Origin of the sequence: Streptomyces sp. NPDC052036 (assembly GCF_040680495.1) — a bacterium.
In the GTDB taxonomy this organism is placed as follows: domain Bacteria; phylum Actinomycetota; class Actinomycetes; order Streptomycetales; family Streptomycetaceae; genus Streptomyces.
Window position 1 is genome coordinate 77,220 of the sequence record NZ_JBFAWW010000019.1, and the last position, 17,280, is coordinate 94,499.

The 17,280-nt window shown below is 71.2% G+C and carries 14 protein-coding genes; 7 read left to right on the forward strand and 7 right to left on the reverse strand.

What is annotated here, in order from left to right:
- Position 1 precedes the first annotated feature (1 nt).
- On the reverse strand, positions 2-178 hold the full coding sequence (locus AB0L95_RS25125; protein WP_365164711.1) for a hypothetical protein: 177 nt from the start codon (positions 176-178) through the stop codon (positions 2-4).
- Between the two features lie 1,162 nt (positions 179-1,340).
- On the opposite strand from AB0L95_RS25125, the gene AB0L95_RS25130 reads away from it, so the two are divergent.
- Positions 1,341-3,074 (forward strand): MFS transporter, encoded by a 1,734-nt coding sequence (locus AB0L95_RS25130; RefSeq protein ID WP_365164713.1) that lies wholly within the window; start codon positions 1,341-1,343, stop codon positions 3,072-3,074.
- A gap of 109 nt (positions 3,075-3,183) precedes the next feature.
- Here AB0L95_RS25130 and AB0L95_RS25135 read toward each other — a convergent pair whose 3' ends face one another.
- The gene (locus AB0L95_RS25135) at positions 3,184-4,926 is read right to left on the reverse strand and encodes a pyruvate dehydrogenase (protein WP_365164715.1); all 1,743 of its coding nucleotides are present in this window, start codon (positions 4,924-4,926) and stop codon (positions 3,184-3,186) included.
- 371 nt (positions 4,927-5,297) lie between these two features.
- Here AB0L95_RS25135 and AB0L95_RS25140 point away from each other — a divergent pair, with 371 nt between their 5' ends.
- The 6 genes from AB0L95_RS25140 (at position 5,298) to AB0L95_RS25165 (ending at position 13,025) form a co-directional block, all read left to right on the forward strand.
- A complete protein-coding gene (locus AB0L95_RS25140; protein WP_365164717.1) occupies positions 5,298-5,573 on the forward strand; it encodes a hypothetical protein in 276 nt (91 codons plus the stop codon).
- A 279-nt stretch (positions 5,574-5,852) separates the two neighbouring features.
- Positions 5,853-7,220, forward strand: a complete 1,368-nt coding sequence (locus AB0L95_RS25145) for a cytochrome ubiquinol oxidase subunit I (protein ID WP_365164719.1) — start codon at positions 5,853-5,855, stop codon at positions 7,218-7,220.
- Positions 7,213-8,475, forward strand: a complete 1,263-nt coding sequence (locus AB0L95_RS25150) for a cytochrome d ubiquinol oxidase subunit II (protein ID WP_365164722.1) — start codon at positions 7,213-7,215, stop codon at positions 8,473-8,475. The genes AB0L95_RS25145 and AB0L95_RS25150 overlap by 8 nt, the downstream gene beginning before the upstream one ends.
- Complete coding sequence (locus AB0L95_RS25155; protein ID WP_365164724.1) at positions 8,472-10,211, forward strand: ATP-binding cassette domain-containing protein; 1,740 nt, start codon at positions 8,472-8,474, stop codon at positions 10,209-10,211. Before AB0L95_RS25150 ends, AB0L95_RS25155 begins: the two co-directional genes overlap by 4 nt.
- Positions 10,208-11,899 carry an ATP-binding cassette domain-containing protein gene (locus tag AB0L95_RS25160; RefSeq protein WP_365164726.1) on the forward strand — a complete coding sequence of 564 codons (1,692 nt, stop codon included), beginning with the start codon at positions 10,208-10,210 and terminating at the stop codon, positions 11,897-11,899. Before AB0L95_RS25155 ends, AB0L95_RS25160 begins: the two co-directional genes overlap by 4 nt.
- Positions 11,900-12,173: 274 nt before the next feature.
- Complete coding sequence (locus AB0L95_RS25165; RefSeq protein WP_365164728.1) at positions 12,174-13,025, forward strand: NmrA/HSCARG family protein; 852 nt, start codon at positions 12,174-12,176, stop codon at positions 13,023-13,025.
- A gap of 124 nt (positions 13,026-13,149) precedes the next feature.
- Here the strand turns inward: AB0L95_RS25165 and AB0L95_RS25170 are convergent, their stop codons facing one another.
- The 5 genes from AB0L95_RS25170 to AB0L95_RS25190 form a co-directional block, all read right to left on the reverse strand.
- The gene (locus AB0L95_RS25170) at positions 13,150-13,380 is read right to left on the reverse strand and encodes a hypothetical protein (protein WP_365164730.1); all 231 of its coding nucleotides are present in this window, start codon (positions 13,378-13,380) and stop codon (positions 13,150-13,152) included.
- A gap of 256 nt (positions 13,381-13,636) precedes the next feature.
- The gene (locus AB0L95_RS25175; protein ID WP_365164732.1) at positions 13,637-13,906 is read right to left on the reverse strand and encodes a WhiB family transcriptional regulator; all 270 of its coding nucleotides are present in this window, start codon (positions 13,904-13,906) and stop codon (positions 13,637-13,639) included.
- Between the two features lie 171 nt (positions 13,907-14,077).
- Positions 14,078-15,127 carry a helix-turn-helix domain-containing protein gene (locus AB0L95_RS25180; RefSeq protein WP_365164734.1) on the reverse strand — a complete coding sequence of 350 codons (1,050 nt, stop codon included), beginning with the start codon at positions 15,125-15,127 and terminating at the stop codon, positions 14,078-14,080.
- Positions 15,121-16,161, reverse strand: coding sequence for a helix-turn-helix domain-containing protein (locus AB0L95_RS25185; RefSeq protein ID WP_365164736.1), 1,041 nt, complete (start codon positions 16,159-16,161; stop codon positions 15,121-15,123). Before AB0L95_RS25185 ends, AB0L95_RS25180 begins: the two co-directional genes overlap by 7 nt.
- A 74-nt stretch (positions 16,162-16,235) precedes the next feature.
- Positions 16,236-17,222: an alpha/beta hydrolase gene (locus AB0L95_RS25190; RefSeq protein ID WP_365164738.1), complete on the reverse strand. Its 987-nt coding sequence runs from the start codon at positions 17,220-17,222 to the stop codon at positions 16,236-16,238.
- Positions 17,223-17,280: the final 58 nt, after the last annotated feature.

Below are 17,280 nucleotides of genomic sequence, written 5' to 3' on the forward strand. Positions count from 1 at the left end.
GTCAGGGCTCCAGGTCCGTGGACCAGCGGACATCACGCAGGGGCGAGCCGGCGGAGTGCTGGATCTCGGCGGCGATAGTGTCACCCGCCCCGAACGCGACGGGGATGACCGCGATCGCGACACAGGTGCCGGTGGCGTCGGTGGCGCAACTCAGCGCCGTGGGTGTGCCGTTGCGCACGATGGTGACGGTGACGTTCGGTGCCGCCTGACCGGCCCTCACCCGGAGGCGACCGACATGGAGGTCGTCCGCCAGCGGCGTGCCCGCGGCGTCGGCCGTCGGCTCCAGGTCGGCCTGCCCGGCGGCGCCGACGAAACCGTCCGTCTCGGTGGCGTCGACGAATCTGACGACCCCGGCGAGAACCCCGGGCCCGCCCGATCCTTGTGGTCCCTGCGGCCCCGCCGACCCCCCTGGGCCCTGCGGTCCTTGCGCTCCCTGGGACCCTGCCGGTCCCGCCGGTCCCTGCGATCCTGCTGGTCCCGCCAGCCCTGCCGGTCCTTGCGAGCCCTGCGATCCAGCCGGTCCCGCGGGTCCTTGCGAACCTGCCGGCCCGATCGGCCCCGCCGGTCCCTGCAAGCCTGCCGGCCCGACCGGTCCCGCCGGTCCCTGCGATCCTGCTGGTCCCGCCAGCCCTGCCGGTCCTTGCGAGCCCTGCGGTCCCGCCGGTCCCTGGGGCCCCGGCTGTGGTTGCCGGGACCAGGACAGTGGCCGTTCATGGCGACGGCACTCCTCGTCGTCCGACACAATGGCGCAGGACACCCGTGCGCTCGTTGTAGCAAGCGCGGATCACCTCCGGGTCGCCCTGCTGAGACGGTCGCGGATCGGCCTGGGCCGGGAAGCCGAATAGCGTCAGCGAGCCGAGAGCCGCGACCGCTCCCGACAGGGCCCCCACGCGCGGGCGTGCCCGGCCTGCCGCGGGTCGAGATCTGGGACGGGACACTCGGCCTCCGTGATGAGTGCCGGGACGTCAGGCGCAGCCGGCCGGGCGCGACGGGCGGGCAACACGGCGTAGGCCCGGGCCGTGTGAGATTCGGCGGGCGAACGCGAGCAGACCGTGTCATCACCCCGTCGCCCGGCCGGGCGACGACACGGCCGCACACACCGCGCTCTCTCTGGCGCTGATCGACGAGATCATCGCCGAGCTGACCGTACTGACGAGCTTCGGCCAAGACCTGGCGGCCGAGGCCACCCGCGCCGATGCACTGCCGGACCACATCCCGTGCGCTCCCGGTCAAGAGCCGGGAGTCGGCGGCCCGTAGGGTCACGAGCGATGACACCCACAGGGCAGGCGCCCCGGCCCGCCCGGACCGTCGCCTCTCCCCCGCACGCGGTCTGGACGCGCATGAGCACCCCACCGTCAAAGCCGGCACCCGCACCGACCGACTCGCCGTGGGCACCGCTCGCGGCCCGCGTCTTCCGGGCCCTGTGGATCGCCCAGCTGGTTTCGAACATCGGCAGCTGGATGCAGACGGTGGGCGCCCAGTGGCTGCTGGTCGGAGACAGTGCCGCGCTGGTGACGCTCATCCAGACCGCCTCCAGCCTTCCCGTCGTGCTGCTGGCCCTGCCTTCCGGGGTGATCGCCGACCGATTCGACCGACGCTCGGTGCTGCTGGCCGCGCAGTTCGCGATGCTCGCGGTGTCCAGTGTGCTGGCTGTGCTGGCGTTCACGAGCGGCCTCACGCCGACCGTACTGCTCGTCCTCACCTTCCTGCTGGGGTGCGGCACCGCGCTGATGGGCCCGGCCTGGCAGGCGATCCAGTCCGAGTTGGTGGAACGCCGACAGCTCGGTCAGGCGGCGGCACTGGGGGCGGTGAACATGAACCTGGCCCGTGCCGTCGGCCCGGCCCTCGGCGGGGCGGTGGTCGCGGCGGCGGGCGCGGGATGGGTCTTCGCCTTCAACGCTGCCTCCTACCTGGGCATCGCGGCCGTTCTCGTGGTGTGGCGGCGCCCCCAGACGGCCGCCCCCGCCGCGGGGAACGAACGGCTGCTGGCGGCCCTGTATGCCGGCCGACGCTACGTATGGAACGCGCCGGGCGTACGCCGAGTCCTCCTGCGTACGCTCCTGTTCATACCGGGCGGCTCCGCCCTGTGGGCCCTGCTGCCCCTGACGGCGAGCCGCTCCCTCGGCCTCGGCTCGGGCGGATACGGACTGCTGCTGGCGGCGGTGGGCGTGGGAGCGGTGGCGGGGGCCTTCGCACTGCCTCGCATACGCCGGGTGCTGGGGGCCAACGGCACGCTCGCCGCCGGCGCTGTGGTCTTCGCCGGGGTGCTGGCGGTACTGGCCACGGTCCGGGTGCCGTGGCTGGTGACGGTCGCTCTGCTGCCTGCGGGTCTTGCCTGGATCGGGGTGCTGTCCACGCTCAACGCGGCCGTGCAGTCCCGGCTCCCCGCCTGGGTCAGGGCCCGGGGGCTCGCGGTCTATCTCCTGGTCTTCCAGGGCGGTCAGGCGCTGACCGCACCCCTGTGGGGTGCGGTGGCCGACTGGGTCGGCCTCAGCGCCTGTCTGCTGATCGCCGGCGCCGCGATGCTGCTCAGCGCCGCCAGCGTACGCCGGTGGCCGCTGCACGACGCCGAGGGCATCAACCCCTCACCGTCCGACCACTGGCCCGCTCCGCCCCTGGTGTTCGAGCCGGGGGAGACCGACGGCCCGGTCCTGGTCTCCGTGGTCTACCGCGTCCCTGCGGACAAGCGCGCCGAGTTCACGGACCGCATGCACCGTGTCGCCCGTTCCAGGCGTCGTACGGGGGCCCTCACCTGGGGCCTCTACCAGGACGGCAACGACCCGCAACGCTTCGTCGAGACCTACCTGGTCGCCTCCTGGGCGGAACACCGCGCCCAGCACCACGTCCGTCTGACGGCCACCGACCGCAGCCACGAGGAGCGGGCTCGTGAGCTGCTCGTCCCCGGGACCCTGCCCGAGGTGACGCATGCCTTCGACACGGCGTCGGGGCCGGCCGTCCCGGATCAGGCCGGCCCTCGTGCACCATGGTCCGAAGGCGCCGGGCCGGGCTCTCAGGATTCCGGGCAGGTTTCGGACGGCGCTCACCACGGTCCGCCGCCCACCGCCGCTTCGTGATCCGGTCCGCAGGCGGCGTGTGGGGAGCGGCCCGATGGCGTTGATCCCCCATGCGCCAGGAGTTCCAGGGCGTGGGCGGAACCGCGCCCCTCACACACGTGCACCGGCCTCAAGGGCGGGGAATGTTCCGCAAGTTGGCCCGAGCCAGGTGGACCATTCGCCCGACGCCTCCGCTCAGGACCGTCCGACTCGCGGACAGAGCGAAGCCGCTGATCTGCTCGGTGGTGATCTTCGGCGGAACGGCCAGGGCGGCCGGGTCGGTGACGACGTCGACCAGTGCGGGCCCGTCATGGGCGAAGGCCTCGCGCAGCGCTTCGCGCACCTCGGCGGGCTTCTCCACCCGAATGCCGCGTGCCCCGGCCGCCGTGGCGATGGCGGCGTAGTCGGTGTGCGCGTAGGTCGTGGCGTGCGGGGGCAGGCCGTCGACCATCATCTCCAGGTCGACCATGCCGAGGGAGGAGTTGTTGAAGACGACCACCTTCACGGGGAGGCCGTATTGGACGAGCGTGAGGAAGTCGCCCATCAGCATGGAGAAGCCCCCATCGCCGGAGAGGGAGACGACCTGCCGATCGCGGTCGAGGAACTGCGCACCGATGGCCTGGGGCAGCGCGTTGGCCATCGAGCCATGGACGAAGGAGCCGAGGATGCGCCGACGGCCGTTCGGCGTGAGGTAACGCGCCGCCCACACGCAGCACATGCCGGTGTCCACGGTGAACACGGCATTGTCGTCAGCCTCTTCGTCCAGCACGGAGGCCACGAACTCGGGGTGGATCGGGGTGTGCTTGTCGACGTTGCGGGTGTAGGCGTTCACGGCGCCCTCGAGTGCGTGGGCGTGCCGCTCCAGCATGCGGTCGAGGAACCGGCGCGACCGCTTCTCCCGCACCGCGGGCGTGAGGCACCGCAGAGTCTCGCGCACATCACCCCAGACCGCGAGGTCGAGTTGGGTGCGCCGCCCCAGCCGCTCGGGCTGCACGTCGACCTGTACGGTCCGCACATGGCGGGGCAGGAAGTCGGTGTACGGGAAGTCCGTGCCGAGAAGCAGCAGCAGATCGCACTCGTGCATGGCCTCGTGCGCGGCTCCGTAGCCGAGCAGACCGGACATGCCGACGTCGAACGGGTTGTCGTACTGGATATGCTCCTTGCCGCGCAGCGCGTGCCCGACCGGCGCCTTGATCTTCTCCGCGAACGCCATCACCTCGGCATGTGCTCCGGCGACGCCCCGCCCGCAGAACACCATGACGCGTTCGGCACCGTCCACCAACTCCGTGAGCCGGGTGACTTCCTGGTCGCTGGGCCGGATGGCGGGCAGGTCCAGGGGCATGGCGAGTTCGGGTGCCGTGTCCGGGGAGTCCTCGCCGGCGGTGTCGCCGGACAGGGCCACGACCGAGACACCGCGTCGGCCGACGGCGTGCTGGATCGCCGTCTGCACCACGCGCGGCATCTGGTGGGGCGAGGAGATCAGCTCGGAGTAGTGACTGCACTCGGCGAACAGCCGGTCGGGGTGGGTCTCCTGGAAGTACCCGGTTCCGATCTCGCCGCTGGGTATGTGGGCGGCCAGCGCGAGTACCGGTGCCATCGAGCGGTGGGCGTCGTAGAGCCCGTTGATCAGGTGGAGGTTGCCGGGGCCACAGGAGCCCGCGCAGGCGGCCAGTCGGCCGGTGAGCTGGGCCTCCGCGCCGGCGGCGAACGCCGCGACCTCCTCGTGCCGTACCTGGACCCATTCCATCGTGTCGTGCCGTCTGACCGCGTCGACCACCGGGTTCAGGCTGTCCCCGACCACGCCGTAGATACGGCGCACGCCCGCACGGGCCATCAGGTCGACGTATTGTTCCGCGATGGTCTGCTTGGCCATGGCACTCTTCGTATTCCGGCCTTACGATGGACGCCCCCCTGCGAGGGCACAGCGGGGCAGCCTCACGCCTGGATCACGTTAGTGAGCGGCCTGAGCCACAGTTGACTGTCCGTGCACGAGATCGGTTCCAGCAGCGCACCGGCCCCGAGCTGTGACGATTCGGTTCGCCTGGACGCCCCGGTCGGAGTCCTCGACCAGCAGGTGACGCGGGGCAGCGCACGGCTGTCGGCCCGAGAGTGAACGCCCGGCGAGCCGAGGGACGCTCGGTGCGCTGACGGGCAGCTGCACGTGCACTTGAGGGCAACATGTCCCCCGCTTCAGCCCCTAGCGTCAACCGTGCATTTCCAGCACCGCATCGCAGGAGGCACGTCATGACCACCAGCTCCCAGCCCACGAGCAGTCAGCCGTGGCCGCGTCCGGAGGGCTCGGTGATCCAGGAATTCGGAATCGTCAAGCAGCTTCCCGTCGCGCTGTCCTACGACGCGCGCAGGGACTCCTTCCGGCGCCTGGACAAGGTGCTGTCGCGGCTGCTCGAAGCCCACGAGACCATCCTGACAAAGGCCCATGACGCGGTCGCCCGCACCGGCGAACGGCAGGCATGGTTCCCGGCCGGGCACCTGGTGGACACGCTGCTGGTCCGCGCCTGAGCAAGGCGGGACCCGCCGACAGCGGAACGCTGGGCCAAGCGGCCAGGCGGCGGTCGGCATGGGGCGTGATCGACCCGGGGGTGCGGTGGCACTCGACCGCCGGCCTCGGACGATCCCGCCCGGGTGTGCCTGCGCACCCACCGCCGCGCGCCCCGGCTGCACCCCGCTGAGGAGCCCGCCCCTATCCCCCATGCGGTGCATGTCCCTGCCTCCGGCGAGGCCCTGAGACCCGGCCCGCGCCCGATGCCCTGTCAAGTCTGCTGCTCCCCGGGAGTACCCATGGCTTCGCCCACCGTCGTCGAGCTGTCCCGATGGCAGTTCGCGATCACCGCGATCTTCCATATGACCTTCCCCGCGCTCACCGTCGGGCTCTCCGTGCTCCTGGCCGTGGTGTACACGGTCTACGCACGCACGGGGAATCCTCTGTACCTGCAGATCTTCCGGTTCTGGAAGAAGATCTTCGCCGTCGGCTTCGGACTGGGCGTCGTCGCGGGCACCGTGATGACCTTCGAATTCGGCCTCAACTGGGGTACGTACGCCCATGCGGTCGGCCCTGTCATCGGGGTCACCATCGGCATGGAAGTGATCACTGCCTTCTTCCTGGAGGCGGGCTTCATCGGTCTGATGCTCTACGGGGACGGGCGCATCCGCCCGCGCACCATGGCCCTGGCCAGCTGGATGGTCGCCTTCGGAACCCTGCTGTCCACCACCTGGATCCTCTCGGCCAACAGCTGGATGCAGGACCCGGTCGGCTACCGGAAGGTCGACGGCCAGTTCCACGCCGGCAACTGGTTCAGCATCCTGTTCAACCCCGCCTTCGCGCACCGCTTCCCGCACATGCTGCTGGCCGTGCTGATCAGCGCCGCCTGGTTCGTCGGCGGCATCTCCGCCTGGTACCTGGTCAAGAACCGGGTCCACGCCCAGCCCATGGCCCGGCGCTGCCTGTCCATCGCCCTCGGGGTGCTCGGGGTGCTGATGCCGATACAGCTGTACGTGGGAGACGGCACGGCGGCCTTCATGGGACAGCACCAACTACCCAAGCTGGAGGCGTTCGAAGGGAACTGGAAAAGCGACAACAACGGCTACAACCTGCTCGTCATCCCCGACACGGGCAAGGGCGAGAACCGGCTGCGCGTCGAGGTTCCCTACCTCGGCTCGGTCATCGCCCAAGACCTCAGCGGCAAGACGAAGACGCCCGGACTGCTCCAGACCCCACCCGACGAACGCCCCAACATGTGGACCACCTTCTACGGGTTCCGCGCAATGTACTTCACCGCGCTGCTCATGTTCGGCACGGCCTTCGCGGGCGTGGTCCTGCGCATGCGGCGGCGCCTGTTCGACTCGCCGCGATTCCTGCGGTGGATGGTGTGGATGACCCCGGCCGGGATCATCGCCATCACAGGCGGCTGGATCGTGGCCGAGACGGGCCGCCAGCCCTGGGTGGTGTACGGCCGGCTGCGCACCGCCGACGCGGTCTCCCACCTCACCACACCCGAAGTCGCCGCCAGCCTGGCCGGCTTCATCCTGCTCTACGCCACCCTGCTGGTCATCTGGGCTCGCTACATCGTCCGCACGGTCAAGGCCGGGCCCGAGGCGTTGCCCGGCGGACCCGCCTCGCCCGACGTATCGGAGGCCCTCGTTGCTTGAGTATGTTGGTTATGCCCTGGTTCTTTTCTCGCTCGGCATGTACGTCGTCCTCGACGGTTACGACCTCGGGGTGGGCATGCTCAGTCTGGCGGCCAAGCCCGAGCGCCGACGGGAGTACGGCGAGATCGTCGCCACAGCCTGGGACGCCAATGAGAGCTGGCTCATCCTGGTCGGCGTCGTGCTGTGGGCAGGCCTGCCCGGCGCCTACTCCGTAGTCCTGCCCAGCGTCTACCTGCCGCTGATCGTCATGCTGGTCTCCGTCATTCTGCGCGGACTGGGCCTTGAGATGCAGAGCGCGGCCGGCGCCTACCGTCGCGGCTGGGCGCTGCTGTTCGGCTGGGCGTCGCTCGCCGCCACCGTGTGCCAAGGACTTGTCCTCGGTGCCCTGCTCACCGGACCGCAGCAGCGGAACGGAACCTTCCACGGCGGCGCCCTGGACTGGTTCAGCCTCTACAGCGGGCTGTGTGCACTCGGTCTGGTCGTCGTCTATCTGCTGGCAGGAGCTGCCTGGCTGCAGGACAAGACCGAAGGGTGGTCCCGGCCGGAAGTCCGCCGCACCGGACGGTCCCTGCTGACGGTCACCGCGCTCATGGCGCTCGTACTCGGCCTGTTGCTGCGGAGCGCCGATCCGCAGCAGTTCCACCTGGGCCAGCCGGTGCGGACCGTGCTGTTCTGGCTCGCCGTCGCCGTCGTCGTCGGGGCCGCCGCCGTCGCCTGGTACGGCTTCGGCCGCGGCCCCGACTGGCGGCCGTTCGCGGCCGTGGCCACCATGACAGTCGGCGGGCTGCTGGGGCTGGTGGCCCTCTCCATGCCGGTCGTCGTCCCACCCGGGCTGACCGTTCATCAGGCCGCGAGCCCGCACTCCTCCCAGCTCTTCCTGGTCCTCGGCGTCGGCCTGTGCATGCCGTTCGTCCTCGCGTACAACATCTACGCGTGGCGCAGTTTCCGCGGCAAGTACACCGATCCGGTGGAAAACCCCGTCCCGCCGCTGTCCACCCGTGCCCGCCCCCTCCCGGCCACACCCGTGCCCAGCAGCGCGCCGTGGACGATCGTACGGCGCGTCCTGCTGGTGGTGCTCGGTATCCTGGCCACCGCCCTTTCCCAGGATGTGTTCGGCGGCGCCTCGGACCTGATCGGCCCGATCGGCGTCACCCTGCTGGGTTGTACGGCACTGGCCGCCTGGGTCATCGGCGACCGCCGTGACCGCCGCGCTGGATACTTCGACGCGGACGCAGAGGCGGAGACCACCTCGTGAGCAACACCGCCGTACTCCTGGACGAGTTGGCCGCGGAGAGAGACGAGAACCTGGTCCACGCCAGGCTCAGGGCCTGGGCTGCCGTCGGCCGGCCCGAGCTGCGTCGCGCGGGAATCCTGCGCGGCGCGGCCCAGTTGGGCACCGTCCTGTGGGCGGGCGGGCTCTCCGAGGGCGCGCAACGAGGCCTGTCGGCACTGCGGGGCGACCTGCCCGCGGCGGCCGTATTGCTGCCCGCCCTCCTGACCGCGGCCGGAGTGGCCCTCCGCGCCGGACTGCTGGCCGCGGGGGACGCGGCAGCCGCCCGCGGTGGCCGCACCGTACGCGAGGGCCTGCGTCGCCGGATCATCGAGAGGGCATTGCCCGCCCGCGGGCCGGCCCGCACCGATCTGGACGACGCGGCGCCGGCCCGGGCCGTCGACGGCGAGGTCGACCAACTGACCGACTGGCTGACCGGTTACCTGCCCGCGCGGACCACCATGCTGCTCGGCAGTGGCATCGTCCTGGCCGCTGTCGCCTGCCGCAGCTGGTTCGTCGCCCTGCTCGTGGTGGCCGCCACCCCACTGTTGCCGGCCAACCTGAAGGTCATCGGCCTGGGCACGCAGACCGCCGTCCGTGCCCAGCTGGCCGCGATCCGCACCCATGAGTCGCGGCTGCTGGACCATCTGCGCGGACTGCCCACCCTGGTCGGACTCGGCGCGCACGACGACGCGGCCCGGGCACTGGAGCGGGACGACCGGGAGGTCGCCGGGCGGACCGAGAAGGTGCTGCGGATCGCCTTCCTGTCGACCGCATGGGTCGAACTGCTCATCACCGGTACCCTCGCCGTGGTGGCGACCTACTGCGGTCTGGTCCTGCTCGACTACCTGCATCTGCCCGTCGTACCGGATCACATGAGCCTGTCCGCGGCGCTGTTCGTCCTCGTCCTGGTACCCGCCTACTTCGCCCCGGCCCGGGACCTGGCCGCCGGCTACCACGCCCGCGCTCAGGCAGCCGCCGCCGCGGAGCTGCTGACCCCGGTCCTGGACGCACCCGGTGAGAACGTCCTGCCACCCGCCGAGCCGGCCCGGCCGGCACGACGGACCGCGGTGTCCCCCGGGGTGCGCCTGGAAGCCGTCACCGTTCATCACCCCGGACGTCAGACACCTGCCCTGGATCGCGTCAGCGTGTGGCTCGCACCGAGCCGGTGCCTCGCCGTCACCGGACCCAGCGGAGCGGGCAAGTCCAGCCTGTTGGCCGTCGCGGCGGGTCTGTCCGCCCCGCACGGCGGGCACGCACTCCACCTGCTCGACGGACAGGCCGTCCCCGCCGAACCGAGCCGAGTCTCCTGGGTGGGCCAGCCGGCCCACCTGCTGCCCGGCACCCTGCGCGAGAACCTCCTCCTCGCCCGGCCCACCGCGAACGACCACGACCTGCTGGGCGCCACCGCCGCCCTCGGCTTCGAAGACCTCCTGACCACGCTGCCCCAGGGGCTGGACACAGTACTCGGCGAACGCGGCACCGGCCTGTCCTCCGGGCAGTCCCAACAACTGGCTCTCGTCCGGGCGTTGCTGCGGGACGCACCCCTGCTGTGCCTGGACGAACCGACCGCGCACCTCGACCCGGAAGCGGAGCAGCGGGTCCTGTCGGCGCTGCGGACACTGGCCCGGAACCGTACGGTCCTGCTCGCCACCCACAGTCCGGCGTTGCTGCCGCTGGCGGACCAGGTCATCACGCTGGACCACGGGAGAGCCCGATGAACCGGACCGGCGCCTGGCGCCTGCTGCGCGCGGTGGCTCCGCGCCGCGCCCTGCTGACCGGCCTGCTGCTGGCGACCGCGGGCGAACTCAGCGGCGTCGCACTTCTCGGCGTGTCGGGGTGGTTCCTGACGACCTGTGCCGTGGTCACCCTGCAGGGCATCACCACCTGGTCCTGGATGTATCCCTCGGGCGCCGTCCGGACACTGGCCTTGGCCCGCACCGGGCTGCGCTACCTCGAACGCCTGGTCAACCACCAGACGCTGCTGACCTCCTCTGTGGCGCTGCGCGCCCGGCTGGCCCGTGGTGCTGCCCGCCTTACGCCCCGTGAACTGCGCGGACAACGCGACGGGACGCTGCTCGCCCGGCTCACCGTCGATGTGGAGACCGTCGCGGGACTGCCCGCGAATGTCTTCGCACCGTTGGTCGCGGCGGTCACCACCGCGTGCCTGGTCGAAACCCTACTGCTGTGGGCGATGCCGCTGCTGGGCGCGACCGCACTGGTGGTCTGGGGGGCGGGCCTCGTGTGCGCCCGGCGAGCGCACCGCCTTGCGCGAGCCCATCTGGCCACCGCCGCCGAGGCCAGGGCCGCACTGCGTACTGCGCTGCTCGGCAGCCGGGCCGCCTTCAATGAACTGCGGTGCCTGGACGCCGTGCCACAGGCACAACGGACGGCGACAACTGCCATGACGGCTGTCGAATCCGCCGAGTGGGCTGCCGCCCGAGCCGAACGACTGGGCCGTCTGGGCCTGCGTCTTCTCGCCGCGCTGGGTCAGGCGTCGGTGCTGGTGATCGGCCTGTGCGCAGCTCCGGCCCAGCCTGTCGCCGCCGTGGTGAGCGAGGTGCTGCTGATGGCCGCCGGGTGGGAACTGCTGGAGAGACTCCCCGGGCTGCTGCAACACCTGGCCCAGGCAGGCGACGCAGCCGAACGCCTTGCGCCGTTTGCTGCCCAGGAGCAGCCCGCGGACCGACAGCGGCCGGCCACCCACTCCGTGAAGACGATCGGCCTCCCGCTCCTCGCGGCGTCCGCGCCCCTCACCACGACCTTGCAGGGCCCTGGCTTGGTTCTGGTCACCGGCCCCAATGGCAGCGGGAAGTCGACACTGCTCGGGCAGCTCGCCGGGCGTCTACCGGTGCCCGCCGGCACAGTCCTCCTCGACGGCACGCCAATCAATGAGCTGTCGGCCCGGACCGTCGCCGAGACGGTCACCCTGGTGGAGGCCGACGACTGGCTGGCCGATGACACGGTGGTGGCCAATCTGCGTCAGGCGGCGCCCTCGGCCGACGTCGCCGCCCTACGGGTTGTACTGGAAGCAGCAGGCCTCGCGGCCCTGCCGCTCGACGCCCCGGTGGGCGCCGGCGGGCGTCTGCTGTCGCAGGGGCAGCGAAGGCGCCTTGCCACCGCGCGCGCAGTGCTGAGGCGCCCTCCGGTGCTGCTGCTCGACGAACCCACCGCCGGGCTGGACCGCCCCACCGCCGAGGCGCTGCTGGCCGCGCTGCCCCGGCTGCTGCCCGAGACCTCGCTGGTGATCGCCGTGCAGGAGCAGGACCTCGACCTGCCTGACCGTGCGCCGACCGCGGTCGTCCGCCTCGGCCGGGCCACGGACCGTCCCGGCGGTGCCTCAGCGGGGCTCCTCGGGGTCGGCGTCAGCCGCAGCGCAGAGCGGGGAGCTGCCGTCCGAGTGCGGTGAGGCCGTCCTCGGACGCCGCTGTCACCGTCACAGGGCGCCTGGTCGGTGATCTCCGGCGAACGGCCCGAGCCGTGCCGGACGAACGGCGGTATGCCGTCCGGCGGACGGGAGCGGAGTCGCACGGTCGTGATGACTGTGCGTGCACCAGGACGAGTCTGCCGGCGCCCTCTTCTCGCTCCTCTGGGCGCCGTAGGCGTGTCGTCCAGAAGGGCTGGTTACCGTGGAAACGGCAGAAGATCACTTACGGATCGTCTGCGAGGAAGGGAGTTCTTCGATGGCCGACGAACCCATCTTGGTGCTTGCCGCGACCGGCGGGCAGGGCAGGGCCGTGACCGACACGTTGCTGGGCCGAGGGGCCCGGATCCGGGCGCTGGTACGTGACCCCCACCGCGGAGCCGCGCGGGAACTGGCCGACCAGGGTGTCGATGTGGTGGCGGGATCCCTGAGCGACCGTGAGTCGCTCGCTGCGGCGATGCGAGGGGTGACGGGTGTCTTCGCCTTCACCACTCCCTTCGAGGCCGGCGTGGAGGCGGAGGTGAGCCAGGGGCGGGCCATCCTCTCCGCCGCGACGCAGGAGCGCGTTCCGCATCTCGTGTTCAGCTCGGTGGCCGGGGCCGACCAGGAGAGCGGGGTACCGCATTTCGACAGCAAAGCGCGCATCGAAGCGGAGCTGGCCGCAGGCGATATCCCGTACACGATTCTGGGACCGACGTATTTCTTCGACAACGCGATCGGTGGAGCGGAGCGCATTCTCGGCGGAGTTCTCGATCTGCCGCTGCCACCCGATCGGCCGTTGCAGCAGCTGGCCCGCCCCGACCTCGGGGCGTTCGCGGCGGAAGTGCTGCTCAGCCCTGCTCTCTTCGTAGGACAGCGCATCGAGCTGGCCGGCGACGCACCCACGCCCACGCAGATGGCGGCCGCACTGGGCGCGGCATTGGGGCGGGAGGTCCGCCATGAGCGGGTACCGCTGACGGCGATCGACGATCCGGACATGCACGCGATGTGGACGTTTCTGAACGGCCCCGGCTACCGCGTCGACATCCCCGCCCTCCACGACGCCCATCCGCAGATCCGCTGGACTCGCTTCGCCGACTGGGCGGACCGGACGTGGTCGAACGCCCTCTGAACCGGTCGCTCCTCTGGAAAAGCGCTCCCGTCCTCCGGGGGCGCTTTTCGCTGCCGCGGGCCCCTGGTGGTCAGCGTCTTGCTCGTGCGTCCCAGGACGTGCCCAGGACGTGCCCAGGACAAGGCTACTGCGGCTGGACGCCGAGGTCCGTCTCCACGTCGTACCCGGATGCCTCGTGGCCGGCCGCGGGATGTGCGATGTCGGCCGCCAGGTCGAATGCCGCTCCGTCGATCGCGTCCTCCAACGCGGCCTCCTCACGCTCGGACTGAGCGCGGCGGTGGTGCTCGGTCATCCGGTCCATGATGTGCCGGATGTGAGGGTGGCCGTGGTCCGAGGGCGGCTCTTCTGTGTTCACGCGGTGATCCTCCGTAGGAGACTGCTGCCGGCATCAGCGGCCTGCCGCGCGGCGTTCGGTTCTGCCGGGCGGTGCTACGACGCCAACGTATCCGGGCGTCACCGTCGCCGGTGCGCCGACAGTGCACGCCTTCTTGTCCGACGGCGTACCGGATGGCCGCACGGTCCGGGCCGAGTTCCCGACCGTCTCAGCAGCCGTACCCGGAAGCGATCCTGCGCTCAGCGTCCCAGGTGTTGACCTCAGAGCGGGACCGGCGTCACCGGCCCGGCGCGCCGGTTTGACGCTCGGACTCTGTGAGGCCTCCCCACACTCCGTGTGTCTGGCCGGTCCGCAGGGCGAAGGCGGCGCAGGCGCGGCGCACCGGACAGGTGCCGCAGATCGACTGGGCTCGCTGTTCTCGGTCGCGCCGGCCGGCTCCCCGCTCGCCCACCGGTGAGAAGAAGACCGAGGTGTCCATGCCGCGGCACGCTGCCCGGCTCTGCCAGCTCCACTCGCTGAGGTGTGGTTTCACGTTCGGAGGTTTCATGTCCGCACCGCGCCCGTCAGCTGTGGACGAGTCGGTCCTGCAGCAGTGCGGTGCGCAGCGCCGTGGCCTCGGCGAAGGCCCGGGCCTCCGGCTCGAACACCGTTCCCGTGGTCGTGGGGTCGTCGGGCATGCCGGTCTCCCTGTGTCGTGCCGTACGGTTTCTCTCACTGTTCAGCCTAGGAATCCCAGGTGTTCCGGATTGCCCGACGATGCAGGGAGTTCGGTCCCCCAGCGCACTGCCGGAAGCGGGTCGGTCCCCGTGGCGGCACTGCGCCACTGCGCCGGTGACATGCCGAACGTGTCGCGGAAAGCCCGGCTGAAGTGGGAGGCACTGGTGAACCCCCAGCGGGCCGCCACCGTCGCGATCGAGCTGTGGGCCGCGCCGGGACGGGCGAGTTCCTCACGTGCCGCCGCCAGCCGTCGCGTCCGCACCCAGGCGTTGACGGTGGTGCCGTGCGACTGGAAGAGCCGGTGCAGATAGCGCAGGGACACGCCGTGCTGGTCGGCGATGTCCTGCGGGCCGAGTCCGGGTTCTCCCAACCGGGCCTGGACGGACATCGTGATCCGCTCCCACAGCGTCGGCTCGGGTCGTCTGCCGACCTGTTCCACTGCCACGGTGGCCAGGAGCTCCGCGGCGACGCGGGCGAGCTGTTCGCGTCTGGCCGTCGTGGCCCTGGTGACCTCTTCGACCAGTCCGCGCAGCACCGGCAGCAGCAGGGCCGCCGCTCCCTGCCCGGCTTCGTCCACCACTGTGGCGGTGAGGGCGGACAACTGCCCTTCCTCCAGGCGCAGCAGTGCCCGGGGCATCATGAGGATCCGGGCCCGCTGCCGCTGCGGCAGCACGATCCTGAACGGCCGCCGCGCATCGTGGAACGTCAGGCGACCCGGCAGGACTTCCGCGGTACGGCCGTCCTGCAACACGATTGCGGTGCCGTCCAGTTGCTGACGCACCAGGATGTGGGCACGGTGGTCGGCAGCCACCGACCGGGCGCTGCGAAGGATCGTTCCCGGGCCGAACTCCTCGGTGGCGATCTGGAGGGCCCCCAGTCGTTCGGCGGCCAGCTCGCCCGACCACGAGCGGCCGCGCTCCACGGTGACCTCGACGTCCACGAAAACCTGCGAGAGCGCGCGTTGCCAGGCAGCGACCCGGTCGCCGGGAGCGAGGTTCCGGGTGGAGAAGGACATGCCCTGGCCGGGGGTGGCCGGCGATCCCGTCAGCACAGCGCGTCCCCCGCCGCCCGGCTTGTGCGCTCTCGGTCGAGCCATTCAGTAGGGGACTGACCGAAGGAGCTGCGGAAGGCCTTGCTGAACCGGGCGGGACTGGTGAACCCCCAGCGTCGCGCGACCTGGCCCAGGCTGACGGATCCCGGTGCCTGTGCGGCGAGTTCCTTGCGGCACTCGTGCAGGCGCAGCTCGCGGATCCACTGGCACAAGGTGGTGTCCTCGGCCTCGAACATCCGGTGCAGATGGCGGACGGAGATGCTGTGTGCACGGGCGATGACCTGGGGGTTCAGTCCGGGGTCCGACAGGTGCCATCGGATGAAGGTCTTGACCCGCAGCAGCAGGACACGGTCGGCGCCCGGCAGTTCGGCGGGATCCTCGTCCAGTTGGTCCGCCGCGACGGCAGCGATCAGGTCGATGACGCCCTCGGCCATTCGCTCGGCCACCGGTGTCGCGTAGACCTCGGAGGTGTCCGCCAGTCGCTCCAGCAGGGGCGCGAGCAGGGCGGGCAGACCGCTGCTCGGGCGCACGGCCCGCGCCGTGAGGCGGCGCAGGTCGGCCTCCGACCGCTCGATCAGGACTCGCGGGACCGCGAAGATCTTCAGTTGGAAGCGTTCCGGGAATGTGGTGCGGAAGGGCCGGACGGTCTCGAAGAACCCGATGTCTCCGGCCCGCAACTCGGTCGTGCGGCCGTCCTGTTCGACCTGTGCCCGACCGGTGCTCTGGAGGGCCACGAAGACGTCCCGCCCGTCGCCGCGAGCGATGAAGCGCGGTGCCCGGTGCACGCGGCCCGGGTCGCACTCCACCGTGGTGATCTGCAGATCTCCGAGGTGGTCGGTGCGCATGGCCGCGTCGTAGGTCCGGCCTTCGGTGGTGATGTCCATCCCTACGAGCGTGGCGAGTACGGCGTCGTGCCAGAAGTCCAGGCTCTCGCGCGGCGGAACCGAGCGAGTGCTCAGCATCCGGGCTCGCGGACTCGCGGGGGCGGCCGGGCACCAGCGTCTCTCCTCGAAGGAGCCGATGACGGTTGGCATACCGCCAGCGTGGCGTGAGGGTGCCGGCGCACGCATCAGTCGGCCGACTGGTCCTCAGCCGTATGTGGCGCCCGTCAGCACAGACGGGCACGTAGGAAGGCGCAACCGGCCACGAGCGCCGCTCGGGTGGGCGCGCTGTCCCGCAGCGCGTGCAGCGCGACGAAATCGTGGACCGTGCCGAGGAATCGTACGGCGGAGGCCTCGACACCGGCCGCACACAGGTTCCGTGCGTACTGCTCTCCCTCGTCACGGGCCACGTCGGCCTCGGCGGTGACGACCAGAGCCGGCGGCAGTCCCACCAGGTCCTCCGTCCGTGCACGCTGCGGTGACACGGTGGGCTCGGCCCACAGGGCCGGGTCGGCGACGTACCGCGCCCAGTATGTGCGCAGCGCTCGACGGGTGAGCAGGTATCCGGTGGCGAACTGCCGTTGCGAAGGGCTGCCGCAGCGGGAGTCGGTGAGCGGGTAGTAGAGCAACTGTGCGCTGATCCGCGGCCCGCTCCGGGACTTCGCCAACATGGTCACGGCGGCGGCCAGGGTGGCCCCGGCGCAGTCACCCGCCACGGCCAGCCGGCGTATGTCCAGTCCGAGTTCGTCGGCCTGGGAGACCGCCCAGGCCAGCAGGGCGTAGCACTCCTCCAGCGCGACCGGATAGCGCGCCTCGGGGGTACGACTGTACTCGGGGACCACGGCGCACACGCCTGCGCCGGTGACGAGTCCGCTGATGAGGCCGGCGTGGGTCTGCGCGTCGCCGAGCGTCCACCGGCCGCCGTGCAGGTACAGGAGGGTGGGGAGCGGGCCGGTCGCACCAGCCGGGCGGACGGTCCAGAATCCCAGCAACCCGGAGGGGCCGACGGACGCCACACGGAACACCGCGTCCACGCCGAAGTCCTCAAAGCGGTCCACCTGGGTCTCCCTCAGCGCCTGCCGTCCCGTCTCAGGGCCGAGGTCGTCGAGCGACGGTGGCGTGGCGGACGCGGTGACGAGACGCCGCACCACGGGGTCGAGGTCGATCTCCGTGTGGGATTCACCGTCCGGCCGATCGCCGGTGCCTCCCTGCATCGCGCACTCTCCTCTGGCTGGGCCGCGCCGCTCGGCTGCGGGTCCGTACCGAACCGAC

Coding starts and splice junctions, on each gene's coding strand:
- AB0L95_RS25145 (WP_365164719.1), top strand. CDS start 5,853: ATGGCTTCGCCCACCGTCGTCGAGCTGTCCCGATGGCAGTTCGCGATC.
- AB0L95_RS25130 (WP_365164713.1), top strand. CDS start 1,341: ATGAGCACCCCACCGTCAAAGCCGGCACCCGCACCGACCGACTCGCCG.
- AB0L95_RS25140 (WP_365164717.1), top strand. CDS start 5,298: ATGACCACCAGCTCCCAGCCCACGAGCAGTCAGCCGTGGCCGCGTCCG.
- AB0L95_RS25135 (WP_365164715.1), bottom strand. CDS start 4,926: ATGGCCAAGCAGACCATCGCGGAACAATACGTCGACCTGATGGCCCGT.
- AB0L95_RS25185 (WP_365164736.1), bottom strand. CDS start 16,161: ATGCCAACCGTCATCGGCTCCTTCGAGGAGAGACGCTGGTGCCCGGCC.
- AB0L95_RS25165 (WP_365164728.1), top strand. CDS start 12,174: ATGGCCGACGAACCCATCTTGGTGCTTGCCGCGACCGGCGGGCAGGGC.
- AB0L95_RS25175 (WP_365164732.1), bottom strand. CDS start 13,906: ATGAAACCTCCGAACGTGAAACCACACCTCAGCGAGTGGAGCTGGCAG.
- AB0L95_RS25160 (WP_365164726.1), top strand. CDS start 10,208: ATGAACCGGACCGGCGCCTGGCGCCTGCTGCGCGCGGTGGCTCCGCGC.
- AB0L95_RS25190 (WP_365164738.1), bottom strand. CDS start 17,222: ATGCAGGGAGGCACCGGCGATCGGCCGGACGGTGAATCCCACACGGAG.